This is a genomic window from Acinetobacter sp. YH12219, assembly GCF_013417875.1.
Lineage (GTDB): Bacteria > Pseudomonadota > Gammaproteobacteria > Pseudomonadales > Moraxellaceae > Acinetobacter > Acinetobacter amyesii.
This window is the reverse complement of record NZ_VPDC01000004.1, coordinates 74,015-89,790: the sequence shown is the minus strand read 5'-3', so window position 1 is coordinate 89,790 and position 15,776 is coordinate 74,015. Positions and strand designations below refer to the sequence as shown.

The following is a 15,776-nucleotide window of genomic DNA, read 5'->3' as shown; positions in this document are numbered from 1 at the left end:
GTTGACTCAGCAAGCAGTCATAAAAAAAGCCTGACATCGTCAGGCTTTTTGTTGGAATCACGTCAAATTAGTTGGCCCGGATCCATGTTTGGTTACGACCTAAAGCAGCAACACCAATAAAGCCGCGAAGCTCTAATTTTTTGCCACCATCAGCCAATTGACCTTTTAACTTGTAAGTTTTACCTGATTGAGGATCCAAAATTGAACCGTTTTCATAGCTTGTACCACCAACATTTTTAAGACCGGTCACAATACGCAAGCCTTTTAATGATTTGTTGTGATATGGGCCTTCACATTTTTTACATGCATTCTCTTCACCTGGTGTCAAAACTGACTGAATGCTCGCTGAAAGCGTACCATTTTTTTGCTCGGTGAATTTTACAATCGCTTTTGGCTGCTTGGTTTTATCATCAATGGTTTTCCAAGTTGTACCATTTAGCGGGTCTGCAGCATTTGCAAATGCGGCTAAACTCATCAATCCTAATGCTAGTGCAATTTTTTTCATTTTTGTTTATTTCCCTGGTCTGATATAGACGACATTAGTATCCAAAAGTCACAACAATTTATCAATTTTTGTATGTGACCGTTTAGTGTAACCTTGTAATTTGTGTTGGTAAATATGCTCACACGATTCCAAAAATAGAAAAAGATGGAAAGACAATGAAGATATCGCCACTGACGAAACAACTGATTACAGAAAGCATTTTAAAAACCACAATTCGTGGGCCGAGCCAGTTCAATTTACCGCCCAATACTTTACGTTTTGCTTTGGAACAAATGTGTCGTGCATTTCCCCAAAACCCGGATGTACAAATTCGTCCAATTCGCTTAGCTGGCTTAAAAGCCGAAGAAATCAAGCCGCAACAGACATCGACCCAATTAATTTTTCATATTCATGGGGGCGCATTTTTCTTGGGTTCGATGAACACGCATCGGGCGTTTCTGACCCAAGTTGCCGCACGCACGCAAATGCAAGTGTTACATTTGGATTATCCTTTATCCCCAGAAACGCAGTTTCCTGAAGCACTCGATGCCCTTTTTGATGTGTATGCGGTGTTATTAGATCAAGGGGTTCAAGCCAAAGATATTATTTTGTCAGGCGACTCTTGTGGCGCAAACTTGGCGCTTGCCTTAGCCCTTAAAATTCAACAGGAACAACTCCCACAAGTCTGTGGTTTGGTGTTGATGTCACCGTTTTTAGACTTGACGCTGAGCAGTGAGTCCCTACGCTATAACCGTAAGCATGATGCACTGTTAAGCATAGAAGCCCTCGAAACCGGCATTGATTATTATGTACCACGCTCGGTCGATCGAGCTGATCCATTGGTCTCGCCTTTTTTTGCCGAGCTCAAAGAACTACCTCCGATTCATATTCAAGTGGGTTCTAAAGAAATTTTATTGGATGATGCGCAGCGCTTTAAAGTCAAAGCAGAAGAAGCCGGCCTAGATGTTGAATTTAAGCTGTACACTGGCATGTGGCATAACTTCCAAATGTTTAGCTCTTGGTTTGGAGAAGGACAACGTGCGCTGAGTGATTTAGCTGATTTTGCACATCGACTGGATCAGGACTAATCCGTGAAAACCAATTCCTGAAAACTGATCCCTGAAACTAATCAAAGTCACCACAAAAAAAGGTCAGCAGATGCTGACCTAAGAGGGAAATGTCAATCTATTAAATGGCTTGAATTTGAGCCTGAGCTGTCGCCATTGCTTGTGCTTTCATGTCAGGCCCCATATTGACACCTTCGGCACGAATCACATCAATATCGCTGACACCTGTAAAATTAAACACGGCTTTTAATAAACCTTCTTGATAATCTACAGGGCTGTTATCGCCATACACACCGCCACGACTGCTGGCAATATAAACTTTTTTGTCACCTGCCAAGCCCACTGGACCTTGTTCTGTATATTTAAAGGTACGACCTGCAACACTGATACGGTCAATCCATGCTTTCAAAGTTGATGGCAAACCGAAGTTATACATAGCAGCACCGACCACAACCACATCGGCATCTAAGTACTGTTGCAACAACTGCTCGCCTAAAGCCGATTGTTCTGCATTTTGGCCCATCAAAATTTCACTGCTGAGATGTGGAATCTGCTGTACTGCTAAATCGAGATGTTGAACCTGTGCTGCATCACCATGTTTTTGCTGTAGCTGTTGTACAATTTCAGCGCTGAGTTGACGTGAAACTGAAGCGTCGCCCATGATGCTTGAATCAATATGCAGAATTTTCATGACTAAAACCTAAAGCTGTTGTTATTAACTTGAGCCTAGTGTAATCACTTTTCATAAATAGAATAATCCCGATCCTTATGACACTATGTTTTATTTTTAGAACAATCTTTTTGAACTCGTAAAAAATTTAAAATTACTGAGCGGTTCTTGACCGTTATCAAGTGTAAATTTTCATGCTAATGTAAGCCTATAAAATGATATCTATATAAACTTTAAGAAAAAAACTGATAACTCGAACAGGGCAAAGACACAGGATGACGGTGAAATCAAGCATACGTGACATGATCCTTCGCAATAGAATCGCCCAGTATTTACTGGAAGATGAAGTGGTCATGAATTGGAGCATCCTGAAAAAGTGTATGCTCATGCTGATGCTTGGCTCAACCATTCATCTGCTTTGGATTATTTGGAAATTTTATGTTTATGTCACGCCAGAACTTTGGCAGTGGGTTAACCTTGATCTCATCCACTCTCAATTGTGGACCAATATCGTCTTTTTTTGCTTAATGGTCCTCCTGATTTGGCCTTGCTATGCTGGAAAAGATAATCCCAAGATTCAGCTAATTTTACCTTATCTTTCGGTCGGCTTATTCGTCATTTCTTTATGTCGTGATGGTTATTTAATTGGCGTTATGAGTCCAGCCACCATGATCTCCTACGTGAGCCTTGTGACCGTTGGATTGGTACTATTTACACGAAAAATCGTCTATAGCATGCTGATCCCAGCCACGATTTTTTTATCTATTTGCATGTATTTAAGCATCCGCGGCATTACCCCCTATGCCCCGATTTTTCAACCTCATGCCTATGGCTATCAAAATAGTTTTTGGCTCTTCTCAATGATCTTTTTCATTGTTCCTATTTTATTAACCTGTTTGGCTTTATTTGAAATCTTACTCAGCCAATGGCGTCATCGAGAGCATTTGATTCAAAAACTTAGTCAAGTCGACCCACTGACCAATTTATTTAATCGACGCAGTATCAATCAGTGTTTGGAACAGCTCGATAATGCTAAAACAGCTACATATGCACTGGTCTTATTGGACTTAGACCATTTCAAACGTATCAATGATGAATTCGGACACGATAAAGGCGATGAAACCCTGATTCTCGTCAGCCAAGTATTAAACCAACATTTACGCGGTAGTGATGTGGTTGGGCGTTTTGGCGGCGAAGAGTTTATTTTGGTGTTAAAAAACTCTAACTTAGAACAAGCGATATTCATTGCAGAGCGCTGTCGAAAAGCCATTGAGCAGCTTGAAATTTGGGGGCATGAAGGTCAGTCAATTCATGTGACAGCCAGTTTTGGCATTGCGATTTCTACGCCAGAATTGGTACCGCAACAATTGCTGACCCATGCAGATCAAGCGCTATACGCTGCTAAAGCTGGCGGCCGCAACATGGTGATGGCCTACACCGAACAACAAAGCTTTAGCCATTTGGTTTAAAACTTTTATACAGATCAGACGTGGCGTTGAGCTTTTAACGTGGATACTGTTCCATACGACGGACTGGCTGTTCCAGTTGAGCAGCCGTGATCCATGCCTCCACAGAAGGATGCTGTAAAATCTTTTGCATATAACGCTGTGTGTTGTCACTCACAGGTAGCTGGAAGGTCTGTAAACGTGTCACCACGGGTGCAAAAAATGCATCGGCAATACTAAATTCACCGCATAGAAAGCCATCCACCGCAGGACGACTCGACCAAATCTGCTCGATTCGAGTCACTTCAGCACGCAATTCGGCATGTTCAGACCATAATCTCTGACCATGACGACCATAATCCGCCTGCAGATTCATACTACATAAGCTACGCAATTGCATAAAACTACTGTGCATTTCCGCGCAAATACTCCGTGCCCATGCACGTTGTGTAGCATCTTTTGGCCACAGTGGAAGCTCTTGAAACTGCTCTGCCAAATATTCACAAATCGCCAATGAGTCCCAAATCATCATACCGTCATGTTGCAGTAGGGGCACCTTGCCATTGGCATGTAGGGCTAACATTTGCTGCTTGAATGCTCCGCCATCTGCTTCTTCAGAAAAAGGAATCAAGATCTCTTGAAAGGGTAAATTAAACGCGTGTAACACCAACCACGGTCGCATAGACCACGTCGAATAGTTTTTATTGGCAATATATAATTGCATCATTTTTATTCTCCACGCGATTTAAATTTTTCCAATTGCGCTAGCAATTCTTTCTCGCTAAAAGCACCCGTCAAACGCAGTCCACGTATCTCTTGATGTGCTGTATCTAAAAATAAATAGGTCGGTGGCCCTAAAATATCCCATTGATTAAGCAGTACTTGATGGGTTGCATCATACTGACTCAAATCCAACTTAATTAAATAATACGGTGCCAAAGCCTGTTGTACTGCTGCCGATTTTAAAACTTTATGTTCAATCGGCTGACAGGCCACACACCAATCGGCATAGACATCAATAATTGCGGATTGACCTTGAGGAATTTCACTTAACAAACGTTGAAACTCTTCCGCTGTATGTGCCACATGCCAAGCACTTTGCTGTTGGTTTTCTTCGACTAAAAAACGTTGGCTGTGTTGATATTGACTGTACACAATATAAGGTACGGCTGCACAGAACACCAAGATATACAACCATTTGAGCTGAGTACTGCGCCATAAAATGCGCCAAAGCACATAAGCGCTAAACACCAGACCCAGAGCAAGGGATAACCACTGTAACCAAGCTTCACTGATCAATGGTCGAATAAAATACAAAGCCAATGCCAACATGATGAAAGCAAAAAGCACCTTGATTTGATTCATCCACAAACCCGCTTTAGGCAATACCCGTGAGCCAAGGACACTGGCCAACAATAGCGGTGTACCCATGCCAAAGCCGAGAGTGAATAACAATAATGCACCTTGCCACTGGCTTTGGGTTTGCGAAATAAATAATAATGCGCCTGCCAACGGTGCTGTCATGCAAGGACCGACCAGCAATGCAGAAATCATCCCCATGACCCCTGCGCCAACGAGACTACCACCTTTTTGCATCGACTGAGCTTGGTCTAAGCGATTGACCCAACTGCGTGGCAATTTCAGCTCAAATAAACCAAATAAATTCAGGGCAAAAACCACAAAGAGCACGCTAAAGGCAATTAAAGTCGAGGGTTGTTGCAACCAACGCTGGAAATTCAAACCTGCTGACGAGGCCACCAAGCCAAGAATGGCATACACCATCGCCAAACTGGTGACAAAAGTCAGTGCAATCATCCACGCTTTTAAACCTCGGCTGTCGCGGACAATCAGTGAGGTTAAAATCGGCAGCATTGGCAATGAACAAGGGGTAAAGGCCAACAAAAAACCCAAGCCAAAAAACAGGAAAAGGCCATAAAATATGGAGCTTTGTGCTAATTTTTCAGACCACATTTGGTCACTTGCGGTATAGCGATCAGAAGCCAGTGCAGCATTATCTGCCCGCTGCTGATCTAAACGATTCGCCGTAGGCTGTTCGGCAGTATTTTCTGCTGCAAAATCGAGTAAGCGTTTATTTGGACTGGCAAGATTTTGCTGTGTGACCAAGCCAGAAGCATCCGTTTCAAAGCTGATGCTCTGTGGTGGATAACACACCCGATCCTTGGCACAGCCTTGCCAACTGACTTGATAGGTCTGCAGTTTTTGAGTCGGAATTTTAAAACTCAACTGTTGGTAATACACCTGCGTATGACCATAGTTATCGTCTTTTAAATCCTCAGCAGCAGGCAAATCCAAAGCTAAAACTTGATTGCCCTGCTTCACCTCTATTTTGTGCTGATACAGATAATAATGCGCTGGAATATCCCAACTCAGCTCCGCCTGATCTGCACGATCAGAGACCACTGAGAAAGGAAAAGCATCTTCAGCTGAAAGTAATGCATCCTGAGCAGAGACGCCCATACTGAACGACAGCACAGCCGCTGCCGCAACATAAGTCCATTGTTTCATTCAGCTGAATTCATCCTCAGTCTGTATTTTTACGTTTTAAAATTTAGGTTTTTTTAGAACAGGTAAGATACACCCAAACCTGACTGATAATTTTTATGACCGCCAGTGAGTTCTAGACCGACGCTCGCATCCAACTGCATACGATCCGAAACGGCATACGTTAGACCGGAAGCCAAAGACACTTCCTGATCCGTACTCTCTGCTTTGCGATAAACCAGCTCAGAAAAACCCGATAAATTACCCGCAATGTGATATTCCATTCCTGGAATGGCACTCACAGCCCAATCACCATCTTGAACTTCATAACGCATGGTCATTGAAGTCCCAATTGTATCGCTATAATCATAAGCCACAGCGGAAGTCAGACTATAAATATCGTCCTCAGCACTAAAACCTTCATTGCCTGTTGCAATAATCGCTTCAGCAAGAATAGCCATCGACAATTTCTCATCATTCAAATCAATGGCTTTTTTCAGACCAATGCTGACATCACCCAAACCATCGTCTTCAACTGAGCGACCCGCAACTTTGGTTTTAGACCATGCCGGACCTTGCCAACCCAATTGCAATTCCAAATCTTTTGCCAAACCAGTACGGAACAACATGTCTGCATTTAAAGTGGTGTTTTTTACTTTTTCACCATTTTCATCACGACTTTCACTATAGCTCGCTGCTGGCAAACTTTGTTCCCATGCCAAACGACCAACAGGGGTAATGCCTGTACCCATACCCGCACCCGGACGGTCAAATGAAAAATCCGCCGCAAATGCAGACAGGCTCAAACTGGATAATGTTGCAATGCTTAAAACTTTAAATACAGTCATGTTTTTACTCACAATTATGCTAATTCTTTGGTCATTTTTGCGCCATGGCTACGCAAAAGCTCCAAGGTTTGTTTTTCTTCTTCCAATGCTTCTGACCAATTTACCGCGTCAAAATCACAGTCAAAAAATAATTCACTAATCGACGATAAAATGGTTAAACCATCGCTATCAATCATATTTGGATTCACTTTTTCATCCAATAAGCGCTGTACCGCAGGGACACATGCTGCACTCGCGGCGTCCCATAATGGACCATAAATTTCTTCAGCATCCCATAAATGCACATTGGCTTTGGCTTGAATCAGCGCTTCCAAGATTTGCATATGTACGTCTAAATGTTGTGTTTTCTGTTCTGCTGTTAAAGGTTGGCCTGCTTCATACGCTTCGCAAACCATTTCCCACCATTGAAACAAACCATCAGACCATACAGAAACCGCAGGTCCTTTTTCAAAGTCGATAAAATTTGGATTAAGACCATCTGCCAACAGGCGTTGCACCTGTGCAAGATCTTGTTCTTCTAACGCTTGCACAAAAAGCTGTTGTTGCGCTGTTAACATCTGGAAAGCTCACTTCAATTTATTTTGATCTATTATGCCGAATAAAGCTGCGTTTGTTTGAATTTCATGTAAAACAAAATACAAAACACACAAAAAAAGCCCCGCAGGGCTTTTTTTTAATTTTGAGACTTATTCGTCGTCTACGCTGTCATCCGCATCAGCAAAAGCAGGTTGCGTACTGCGCGGGTTCTCTTTCTTTTCGAACACATGTTCAAGACTACGTTTAAGTCGATCAATTGCACCGTGAATAGCTGTATCTACATTATGACCACGATGGTTGACCACGACAGGCTTCAAACCTGCTGGACGTGCTTCAATCATACATTTTATGTCGTCGCTGCCGCCCTTGTCCCCATTTTCATCACTTAAATGCACCGAAAAGTGGGTAATGCGTTCACTATGGCGCTGAAATTCTTCATTAAGTTCTGCACGAACGTATGTAATTAGTCGATCACTGTTTATAATGTTTTTATCTGTACGGATTTCAATGTTCATAATATCATCCTCATATCTATCTGTATTAGCTATAAAAATTTGTGCAAAACTTATTATCTTGGCACGTTACATTTGCTGTAAATGTTACAGCAATGACCATCTTCAACTTTGTATGGAACGTCGTCCTCCACATTGAATGATGAACACTTTAGAGTCTGCAGATCCGTGTCCTTATACTTCGAATATCGGTCTTAAGTTAGAATTTTGCAAGTGCTATTTTGATATTTTTTTAATATACATACAAAAAGTAAGACTTTATTGTAGATTTGCATTGTTTTAATTGATTTGGGTCATATTTTTGTGCATTTCATCGACGTCCACCTTCAATTTGCACAATTCCATTCCAACTCAAAATCTCGCTTTACCATCATCGATCATTCACAGCGTATTTCACCTTCAAATTACAAAACAATTTTGCCGTTGAGTAAAATTTGGCTTTATTTTTGCTTAATAATCTGTATGCTTTCAGTGCTTCTCGGGGGAGATATTTTTTAATGAAACTTACACAAATCGTTGCATCATGTGCATTAGCATCTGCTGCTGCTTTCACTCAAGCTTCACCTATCGTATGGCAAGATTTCAGCTTAACTGGCCTATATGGTGAAAATTATGTTGTGCCTTTTGATGGTGACAACAATGAACAGAAAACGATCACAGCAGAATATGCCGCTAAACTGAAATATTCAGATGTATTCTTCTTCGTTGACCAAGCTTGGGACAAAGATGATGAAGCATCGACTTACCTTGAGCTTGCACCGCGCCTTAGCTTAGGCGAAGTTTCTGGTAAAGACCTTTCTATGGGGCCGATCAAAGACGTTCTGATTGCAACGACTTGGGAACATAATGCCGGCTACGACAAAAATTCTGAGTTTAATAACTTCTTGTATGGTATTGGCTTTGCTTTAGACATTCCATATACACAGTATGCAAACATCAACTTCTATAAAGCCGATAATGATTCTAAATCAGCCGGTACTAAAGATGATTATCAAATGACGATCACTTATGCTGTGCCATTTAAAATTGGCTCTGAAGATTTTCTAGTAGATGCTTTCCTTGACTGGTCAACAGCTGAAAAAGGGGCGCAAGCTAGTGAATTAAACTGGACAAGCCAATATAAATGGAATATCGGTAAGCATATCTCTCCTAAGACTAAGCTCTACGTAGGTGTTGAACACTCGGTTTGGAACAACAAATATGGCCTGAAAGGTCAGGACCAAAACGATGTCAGCGCTTTGGTGAAATACCACTTCTAAGTTCAACTCAGAACGCTATGAAGAAAAAAGCAAGGTTCATCACCTTGCTTTTTTTATGCCTAAGTTTTTAAATTGACTTTATTTTTATCAGAAATTTGCGCATGTCTTTTCTCATTCGACCTGCAACTCCACAAGACTTAGCGGCCATTCTCGCAATCTATAATCATGAAGTTCTCAACGGCTTTGCGACATGGAATGATCAAGCTTATACCCTTGACTCTTTTCAACAGAAATTGCTGGATTTTCAAAAGCAAAATTTTCCTTTTGTGGTGATTGAAGATCAAGAACAGCATCAAATCGCGGGTTATGCTGACTATGGTTCATTCCGTCATTTTGCTGGCTATCGACATACTGTTGAGCACTCTGTCTATATTGACCCAAACTATGCTCGACTCGGTCTTGGTCAGCAATTATTAGAACATCTGATTCAGCATGCCAAAAGCCAAAATATGCATGTCATGATTGCAGGCATTGACCACGGCAATAGCGCCTCGATTGCCCTACACAAAAAATTAGGCTTTAAGCAAACAGGTTATATGCCTGAAGTGGGACAAAAGTTTGGTGAATGGCGTGATCTCGTCCTGATGCAACTTCAGTTATAGCCCGTGTTGAGCTGTGTTTATGGTAATTTATCCAAACGAATACCATCTTGAATCACACTCAGCACCGATAAATTATGACGCGCTGCATCACGATAAAGGTCTTGTAACTGTAAAAAAAGCAGTTTTAATTCGGCCAATTTGAGCTCTTGCTCAGGTGCGGTTTCTGCAATCGTGACCAAATAACGTTTTTTGATTTCATCCACGCTTAACTGTTGTAATGCCGGATGGATTTCTGCAACGCGAACTACAGTATTGTAATGCACTGCAAGGCTCAGTCCCGGTCGTCGCTCTGACAAAGGATGTTCTGCCTGAATGGCATAACTCAGTGCCGCAGCTGAATCACTGTTCACGCTTAATAATGGATTCAACTCTTGCCACGCTTCCCCTAAAAAAAAGGAGTGTTGTACAAAAGGTGAATCCAAGACATCTTGAGGGGTTTCTGCTTCTAAAATCAGAGTTTCCAAATCATTCGGTGGGATCAAATATAATATCGCGTCCATATTCTTATCTTCTTGTTATGTATTTAGTTAAGATTAACTTTTATTGAGCAATAATTATACAATTTTTTGTATATCAGCTGACTTATTCAATTCATGTATAGCCCAATCTATTCCGACTGAAATCATAAGTAACTCACTATTACTATGCTTACCGCCAATTCAATTAGACCACCTGCTATCAAAAAACAAATGCATGTCTAAAGTTTAAAAGCGAATTATTTCAAAGTATGAATTTTATGCGCTAAAATTTAAAATTATCAAAATTAATCAGGGGGATAAATGGCAAAATTCTTAAATACCAGTGGCACTAACTTCTTTCTTGAAGAGTTAATCAAAAATGCCAAAGAGCGTTTGATTTTAATCAGCCCCTATTTACGTTTAAATGACCGTATTAAGGAGCTTCTTGAAGATAAAGACCGTATGAAAATTGATATTCGTATTGTCTACGGTAAGAGTGACTTACATCCAGATGAAATAAAATGGATGCAAAAACTGGATTATGTCCGCGTGAGCTTTTGTAAAAATTTGCATGCAAAGTGCTATTTAAATGAAGGTGAATGCATTATTTCAAGTTTAAATCTTTATGAATTTAGCCAAGTAAATAACAATGAAATGGGGATTTTAGTTCGTAAATACGAAGATGATGAAGTCTTTAAAGATGCCTATGAAGAAGCCCAACGTATTATTCGCATCAGTGATGAAGTACGCATTACTTTAGATGAGGTGAAAGCAGAAAAACCTACTATTGAAAAAAATGAAGAAGAATCACTTTTACAATCTAAATTAACCAGTTCAAAACTCGCCGCAAAGCACAAATTAAAAACCCCTGAATTATTAGAACTATTGGTGAGTAAAGGGTTACTTGAAGAAAAAGCAGAAGGTAAGCATACGCTTACAGATTCAGGTAAATTCATTGGAGGAGAATTCAAGCCCAATCAATATGGTGGCTATTTTCTTTGGCCTGAAAACATTGAACTTTAATCCACATAAAAATTTCCTCCCTTTAAGCATTACAGCCGTGAGTAAAATACCTACCCCCTCTCTTGCCCCAAAATATGGAGCAAAAGAGGGTATTAAACAACCTAAATCGCCACCAGTTCCCGAATGCCTTTTTCGGGCATTTCACTACCGACACCTTGTGCAATCACTTGCCCCCGCGCCATCACGGTATATTCATCTGCCAGTTCTTCTGCAAAATCATAAAACTGTTCAACCAAAACAATCGCCATTTCTCCGCCATCAGCTAACTGACGAATCACACGACCAATGTCTTTAATAATCGAGGGCTGAATGCCTTCAGTCGGTTCATCTAAAATCAATACCCGCGGTTCGGAAGCAAGCGCACGGGCAATCGCCAATTGCTGCTGCTGACCTCCAGATAAATCTCCACCTCGTCGATGTTTCATTTCATCCAATACGGGGAAAATCTCATAGAGATGTTCTGGCACTTTTCGGGTTTTAGCGCCTTTAAATTTTGCCATCCCAATCAAAATATTTTCTTCAACGGTCAAGGTCGAGAAAATATCCCGCCCTTGCGGTACATAAGCTAAGCCTTCACGTACACGCTGTTCTGGACTTAGCTTAGAAATATCTTTGCCATCCAGTAGGATCTGCCCTGACTTGATCGGTAAAATGCCCATTAAACATTTTAAGAGGGTGGTTTTACCCACACCATTTCGCCCGAGCACCACCGAACATGCGCCCACAGGAGCGGCAAATGTCACATCTCTTAAAATATGACTGCCACCATAAAACTGATTGACGTCTTTGACTTCTAACATGGTCTGCTCCTTAACGTCCGAGATATTTTTCAATGACATCTTCATTGGCTTGGACTTCGGCCAATGTACCCTCTGCCAAAATCGCACCTTGCGCCAACACGGTGACTTTTTCACTGATGGTGTCAATAAAGCTCATGTCATGTTCAACCACAACAAGGGTATGGTTCTTTTTCAACTCTAAACACAGCTCTGCGGTACGCTCTGTTTCAGCATCGGTCATTCCTGCTACAGGTTCATCCAGCAAAATCAATTTTGGACGCTGCATTAGTAGCATGCCTATTTCTAACCACTGCTTTTGACCATGTGACAACAGCCCTGCCGGTTTATGGATCAATTCTTCTAAGCGGATTTGTGCTAAAGATTCGTCCAAGGCGTTTTGCGCATCTGGATCGAGTTTGCTGAAAAAACTCTTTTTCACCCGTTTATCTTTAGGTGCAGCCAATAACAGATTTTCCATCACGGTAAAATTTTCAAATACGGTTGGCTTTTGAAACTTACGACCGATTCCGGCTTCCGCTATTTGCTCCGTGCTCATTTTTGCCAAATCATAGGTTTGCCCAAAAAAAGCCGAACCTTCTGTTGGGCGAGTTTTACCCGTAATCACATCCATCAGCGTGGTTTTGCCTGCACCATTGGGACCAATGATGCAGCGCAGCTCACCTTCTTTGATATATAACGACAAATCATTTAATGCGCGGAAAGAATCAAACCAAACGCTGACTTTTTCTAAATACAGGGCAATCCCGTGACTGAAGTCCGCACCCTGCTCTTTCGGTCGTCCATAACCTTCTGCGGCATGACCGCCATGCGGTTGAACCCATTGATCATTCATTCGCTGCGCTCCTTTTTAAACCGCTCTAATAGCCCAATCACGCCATTTGGCAGGAATATCGTTACCACAATAAACAGCGCACCTAAAATCAATAGCCATACCTCTGGATAAGCCACCGTGAAATAGGTCTTCATCCCGTTGATCAAACCTGCACCCAGTATCGGGCCAATCAGCGTACCGCGACCACCTGCAGCCACCCACACCGCCATTTCAATCGAATTGACAGGGTTCATCTCACTCGGGTTAATAATGCCAACTTGGGGTACATACAGAGCGCCTGCAATCCCTGCGATCACGGCAGACAACACCCATGCAGAGAGCTTGTACCATAAGGTGCGGTAACCTAAATATTGCAAACGGTTTTCACTGTCACGAATTGCACCGAGTACACGACCATAGGGTTTATTCATCAGGTGGCGTAAGCCGACAAAACAGACCAGCAAAGTCAGTGCCGTGAGGAAACACAAGGTTGCACGCATTGGTGCAGAGGTAATATCCATACCCAAAATGGTTTTAAAACCGGTAAAGCCGTTGTTACCGCCAAAGCCGGTTTCATTGCGGAAAAACAGTAGCGCCGCAGCAAAGGTCATGGCTTGGGTAATAATTGAAAAATACACGCCTTTAATTTTTGAGCGGAAGGCAAAGAAGCCAAAAATGAAGGCAATCAGTCCTGGGACCAAAACCACCAAAGCCAATGCCCACACGATATGTTCAGTACCCATCCAGTACCACGGTAGCTCGGTCCAACTCAAAAAGCGCATAAAGTCGGGTAAGCCATCGCCTGCCGCTTCACGCATGAGATACATACCGAAGGCATAGCCGCCCAAGGCAAAGTACAGACCATGCCCTAAGCTTAAAATGCCGGCATAGCCCCAAACCAAATCTAAGGCCAATGCCACCAAGGCGAGACACATAATTTTGCCAATGAGCGTGACCCAATACGCTGATAAATGCAGTGCTGAATCGGCGGGTAATACATGTAACCAAGGTAAAATCAGCAAAATGGCAAAGCACACGGCAATCGCCATACCGCTATAGGGTTTATCCGATAATAATGAAGTGATTTTCATGCGCTTACTCCACAAAACGGCCTTTGATGGCAAACAAACCTTGTGGACGTTTTTGAATAAACAAAATCACAAGAACCAGTAGAATAATTTTCGCTAAGACCGCACCCATGCCGATTTCCAGCACTGTGCCACTGACACCTAGACCTAAGGCCGCCAGTACTGCGCCCCATACTTGGCCAACACCGCCAACCACAACCACCAAGAACGCATCGATAATATAGTTTTGTCCTAGGTCAGGACCGACATTGCCGACTTGTGCTAAGGCACAGCCTGCAAGACCTGCAAGCCCTGAACCTAAACCAAAAGCCATCATGTCAATGCGGCTAGAACGGATACCAACGGCCTGTGCCATTTGACGGTTTTGCGTCACGGCACGAACAAATAAACCAAAGCGGGTTTTATTCAGCAAGTAAACCAGCAACAACAGTACCGCAACGGTAAAGCCAATAATGGCAATACGGTTATAAGGCAGCATCAGGCTCGGTGTCACGGCAATGCCCCCAGACAGCCATGAAATATTCGACACCTCAACGTTCTGCGCTCCAAAAACCATACGCACCAATTGCATTAAAATTAAGCTCACACCAAAGGTGGCTAATAGTGTTTCCAATTGACGGCCATACAAGGGACGAATAACGGTACGTTCAATCAACATGCCGATCAAAGCACTAACAAAAAATGCAGCAGGAATCGCGGCAATCAAGTACCAGTCGACATAGCTACTGAGATGACTCTTAAACAGGCTTTGCACCACATACGTGGTATAGGCCCCGATCATGATCAGTTCACCATGCGCCATGTTAATTACGCCTAGCAGACCATAAGTGATGGCTAGTCCCAACGCTGCAAGCAGTAAAATACTGGCTGTGCTCAGTCCAGAAAAGACATGTCCAGTCCATTCACTGGCTTGAATACGGGTTTTAATATTGCTCTTGGCTTCTGTCAGTGCGGCTTTTAACTCAGGATGCAGGTTGGCTCGTTGTAATTCCTGTTCCACCATTGCCAACACATCGGGACGGTTAGAATCTTGCAGCACTTTAGCCGCCTGTATTTTTTGTAATACATCGGGGTTTTGATAGTCCAAGCGTGCTTTGAGCTGCGCTAAACGGGCTTTAACTTTGTTATTTTTTTCATTTAAATACAATTGATTAATATTTTTAACATCCAACTCAACCAAGTTATTTTCTAAAATATCGATCGCATCTAAACGCTGGTTTAAATCATCCGATTGCAGCTTTTCTTTCGCTTGCGCAAAAGTTAAGGCTTTACGAAGGGTATTCACCAAGGTGACTTGGGATAAATCGGCAGGCCAATCCGTCACGGTTTGCAAATCAGGATAGCTCAATAATTTTTCGTCAGTTTCTAAAATATAGGTTTGACCACTTTGACCACTATATAACTGGTCTTTTTCGACCAATGCGGCCAACTGATCTAAGGATTCAATATCGCCCGGCCATTGATTGAGTAAGCTACGTCGCTCGGTAAAACTACCGCGAACAAATTGCTGAATCGCGTCACCTTGCTGCACAGATTGCACCGTAGGTACCACATCCGCTGCTGTTTCTGCATGCACGATTTGCAGACAGAATAATTGGCTCAGGAATAGAAACAGGATCGGGAAATTGCGTAATTTTTTCATCTTATAAGCATCCCTATTGAGTAATAGA

The 15,776-nt window shown here is 42.3% G+C and carries 17 protein-coding genes; 5 read left to right on the top strand and 12 right to left on the bottom strand.

Annotated elements, in window-relative coordinates; translation table 11 throughout:
• Nucleotides 1–67: 67 nt before the first annotated feature.
• On the bottom strand, nucleotides 68–505 hold the full coding sequence (locus FTV04_RS03835) for a DUF2147 domain-containing protein (RefSeq protein WP_180024632.1): 438 nt from the start codon (nucleotides 503–505) through the stop codon (nucleotides 68–70).
• A gap of 155 nt (nucleotides 506–660) precedes the next feature.
• Here FTV04_RS03835 and FTV04_RS03830 point away from each other — a divergent pair, with 155 nt between their 5' ends.
• Nucleotides 661–1,572: an alpha/beta hydrolase gene (locus FTV04_RS03830; RefSeq protein WP_180088719.1), complete on the top strand. Its 912-nt coding sequence runs from the start codon at nucleotides 661–663 to the stop codon at nucleotides 1,570–1,572.
• A gap of 100 nt (nucleotides 1,573–1,672) precedes the next feature.
• Here the strand turns inward: FTV04_RS03830 and FTV04_RS03825 are convergent, their stop codons facing one another.
• Nucleotides 1,673–2,242: an FMN-dependent NADH-azoreductase gene (locus tag FTV04_RS03825; RefSeq protein WP_078190588.1), complete on the bottom strand. Its 570-nt coding sequence runs from the start codon at nucleotides 2,240–2,242 to the stop codon at nucleotides 1,673–1,675.
• A 254-nt stretch (nucleotides 2,243–2,496) separates the two neighbouring features.
• Between FTV04_RS03825 and FTV04_RS03820 the strand changes: the two genes are divergently transcribed.
• Entirely contained in the window at nucleotides 2,497–3,690 is a 1,194-nt protein-coding gene (locus FTV04_RS03820; protein ID WP_180088717.1) for a GGDEF domain-containing protein, read from the top strand.
• Nucleotides 3,691–3,724: 34 nt separating this feature from the next.
• Here the strand turns inward: FTV04_RS03820 and FTV04_RS03815 are convergent, their stop codons facing one another.
• From FTV04_RS03815 to FTV04_RS03795, 5 genes are all read right to left on the bottom strand, one after another.
• The gene (locus FTV04_RS03815) at nucleotides 3,725–4,393 is read right to left on the bottom strand and encodes a glutathione S-transferase family protein (protein WP_180088715.1); all 669 of its coding nucleotides are present in this window, start codon (nucleotides 4,391–4,393) and stop codon (nucleotides 3,725–3,727) included.
• Between the two features lie 2 nt (nucleotides 4,394–4,395).
• Nucleotides 4,396–6,192, bottom strand: a complete 1,797-nt coding sequence (gene dsbD / locus FTV04_RS03810; RefSeq protein WP_180088713.1) for a protein-disulfide reductase DsbD — start codon at nucleotides 6,190–6,192, stop codon at nucleotides 4,396–4,398.
• Nucleotides 6,193–6,245: 53 nt separating this feature from the next.
• Entirely contained in the window at nucleotides 6,246–7,016 is a 771-nt protein-coding gene (locus FTV04_RS03805) for a transporter (RefSeq protein WP_168379690.1), read from the bottom strand.
• A 14-nt stretch (nucleotides 7,017–7,030) separates the two neighbouring features.
• Nucleotides 7,031–7,573 (bottom strand): ankyrin repeat domain-containing protein, encoded by a 543-nt coding sequence (locus tag FTV04_RS03800; RefSeq protein WP_180088711.1) that lies wholly within the window; start codon nucleotides 7,571–7,573, stop codon nucleotides 7,031–7,033.
• A gap of 129 nt (nucleotides 7,574–7,702) precedes the next feature.
• Nucleotides 7,703–8,068: an HPF/RaiA family ribosome-associated protein gene (locus FTV04_RS03795; RefSeq protein WP_180088709.1), complete on the bottom strand. Its 366-nt coding sequence runs from the start codon at nucleotides 8,066–8,068 to the stop codon at nucleotides 7,703–7,705.
• 494 nt (nucleotides 8,069–8,562) lie between these two features.
• On the opposite strand from FTV04_RS03795, the gene FTV04_RS03790 reads away from it, so the two are divergent.
• Nucleotides 8,563–9,324, top strand: coding sequence for an outer membrane protein OmpK (locus tag FTV04_RS03790; RefSeq protein ID WP_168379688.1), 762 nt, complete (start codon nucleotides 8,563–8,565; stop codon nucleotides 9,322–9,324).
• 101 nt (nucleotides 9,325–9,425) lie between these two features.
• Nucleotides 9,426–9,926: a GNAT family N-acetyltransferase gene (locus tag FTV04_RS03785; protein WP_180088707.1), complete on the top strand. Its 501-nt coding sequence runs from the start codon at nucleotides 9,426–9,428 to the stop codon at nucleotides 9,924–9,926.
• Between the two features lie 17 nt (nucleotides 9,927–9,943).
• On the opposite strand, the gene FTV04_RS03780 is transcribed toward FTV04_RS03785, so the two are convergent.
• On the bottom strand, nucleotides 9,944–10,426 hold the full coding sequence (locus FTV04_RS03780) for a DUF1877 family protein (RefSeq protein WP_180088705.1): 483 nt from the start codon (nucleotides 10,424–10,426) through the stop codon (nucleotides 9,944–9,946).
• 279 nt (nucleotides 10,427–10,705) lie between these two features.
• Here FTV04_RS03780 and FTV04_RS03775 point away from each other — a divergent pair, with 279 nt between their 5' ends.
• Nucleotides 10,706–11,407 carry a phospholipase D family protein gene (locus FTV04_RS03775; protein WP_180066482.1) on the top strand — a complete coding sequence of 234 codons (702 nt, stop codon included), beginning with the start codon at nucleotides 10,706–10,708 and terminating at the stop codon, nucleotides 11,405–11,407.
• 101 nt (nucleotides 11,408–11,508) lie between these two features.
• Here the strand turns inward: FTV04_RS03775 and urtE are convergent, their stop codons facing one another.
• Genes urtE through urtB form a run of 4 tightly spaced genes read right to left on the bottom strand, consistent with a single transcriptional unit; the run spans nucleotide 11,509 to nucleotide 15,748 of the window.
• A complete protein-coding gene (gene urtE / locus FTV04_RS03770) occupies nucleotides 11,509–12,207 on the bottom strand; it encodes an urea ABC transporter ATP-binding subunit UrtE (RefSeq protein WP_068532840.1) in 699 nt (232 codons plus the stop codon).
• 10 nt (nucleotides 12,208–12,217) lie between these two features.
• The gene (gene urtD / locus FTV04_RS03765; protein WP_168379685.1) at nucleotides 12,218–13,039 is read right to left on the bottom strand and encodes an urea ABC transporter ATP-binding protein UrtD; all 822 of its coding nucleotides are present in this window, start codon (nucleotides 13,037–13,039) and stop codon (nucleotides 12,218–12,220) included.
• Nucleotides 13,036–14,109 carry an urea ABC transporter permease subunit UrtC gene (gene urtC / locus FTV04_RS03760; RefSeq protein WP_168379684.1) on the bottom strand — a complete coding sequence of 358 codons (1,074 nt, stop codon included), beginning with the start codon at nucleotides 14,107–14,109 and terminating at the stop codon, nucleotides 13,036–13,038. Before urtC ends, urtD begins: the two co-directional genes overlap by 4 nt.
• Before the next feature lie 4 nt (nucleotides 14,110–14,113).
• Nucleotides 14,114–15,748 (bottom strand): urea ABC transporter permease subunit UrtB, encoded by a 1,635-nt coding sequence (urtB, locus tag FTV04_RS03755; RefSeq protein WP_180088703.1) that lies wholly within the window; start codon nucleotides 15,746–15,748, stop codon nucleotides 14,114–14,116.
• Between the last annotated feature and the right edge of the window lie 28 nt (nucleotides 15,749–15,776).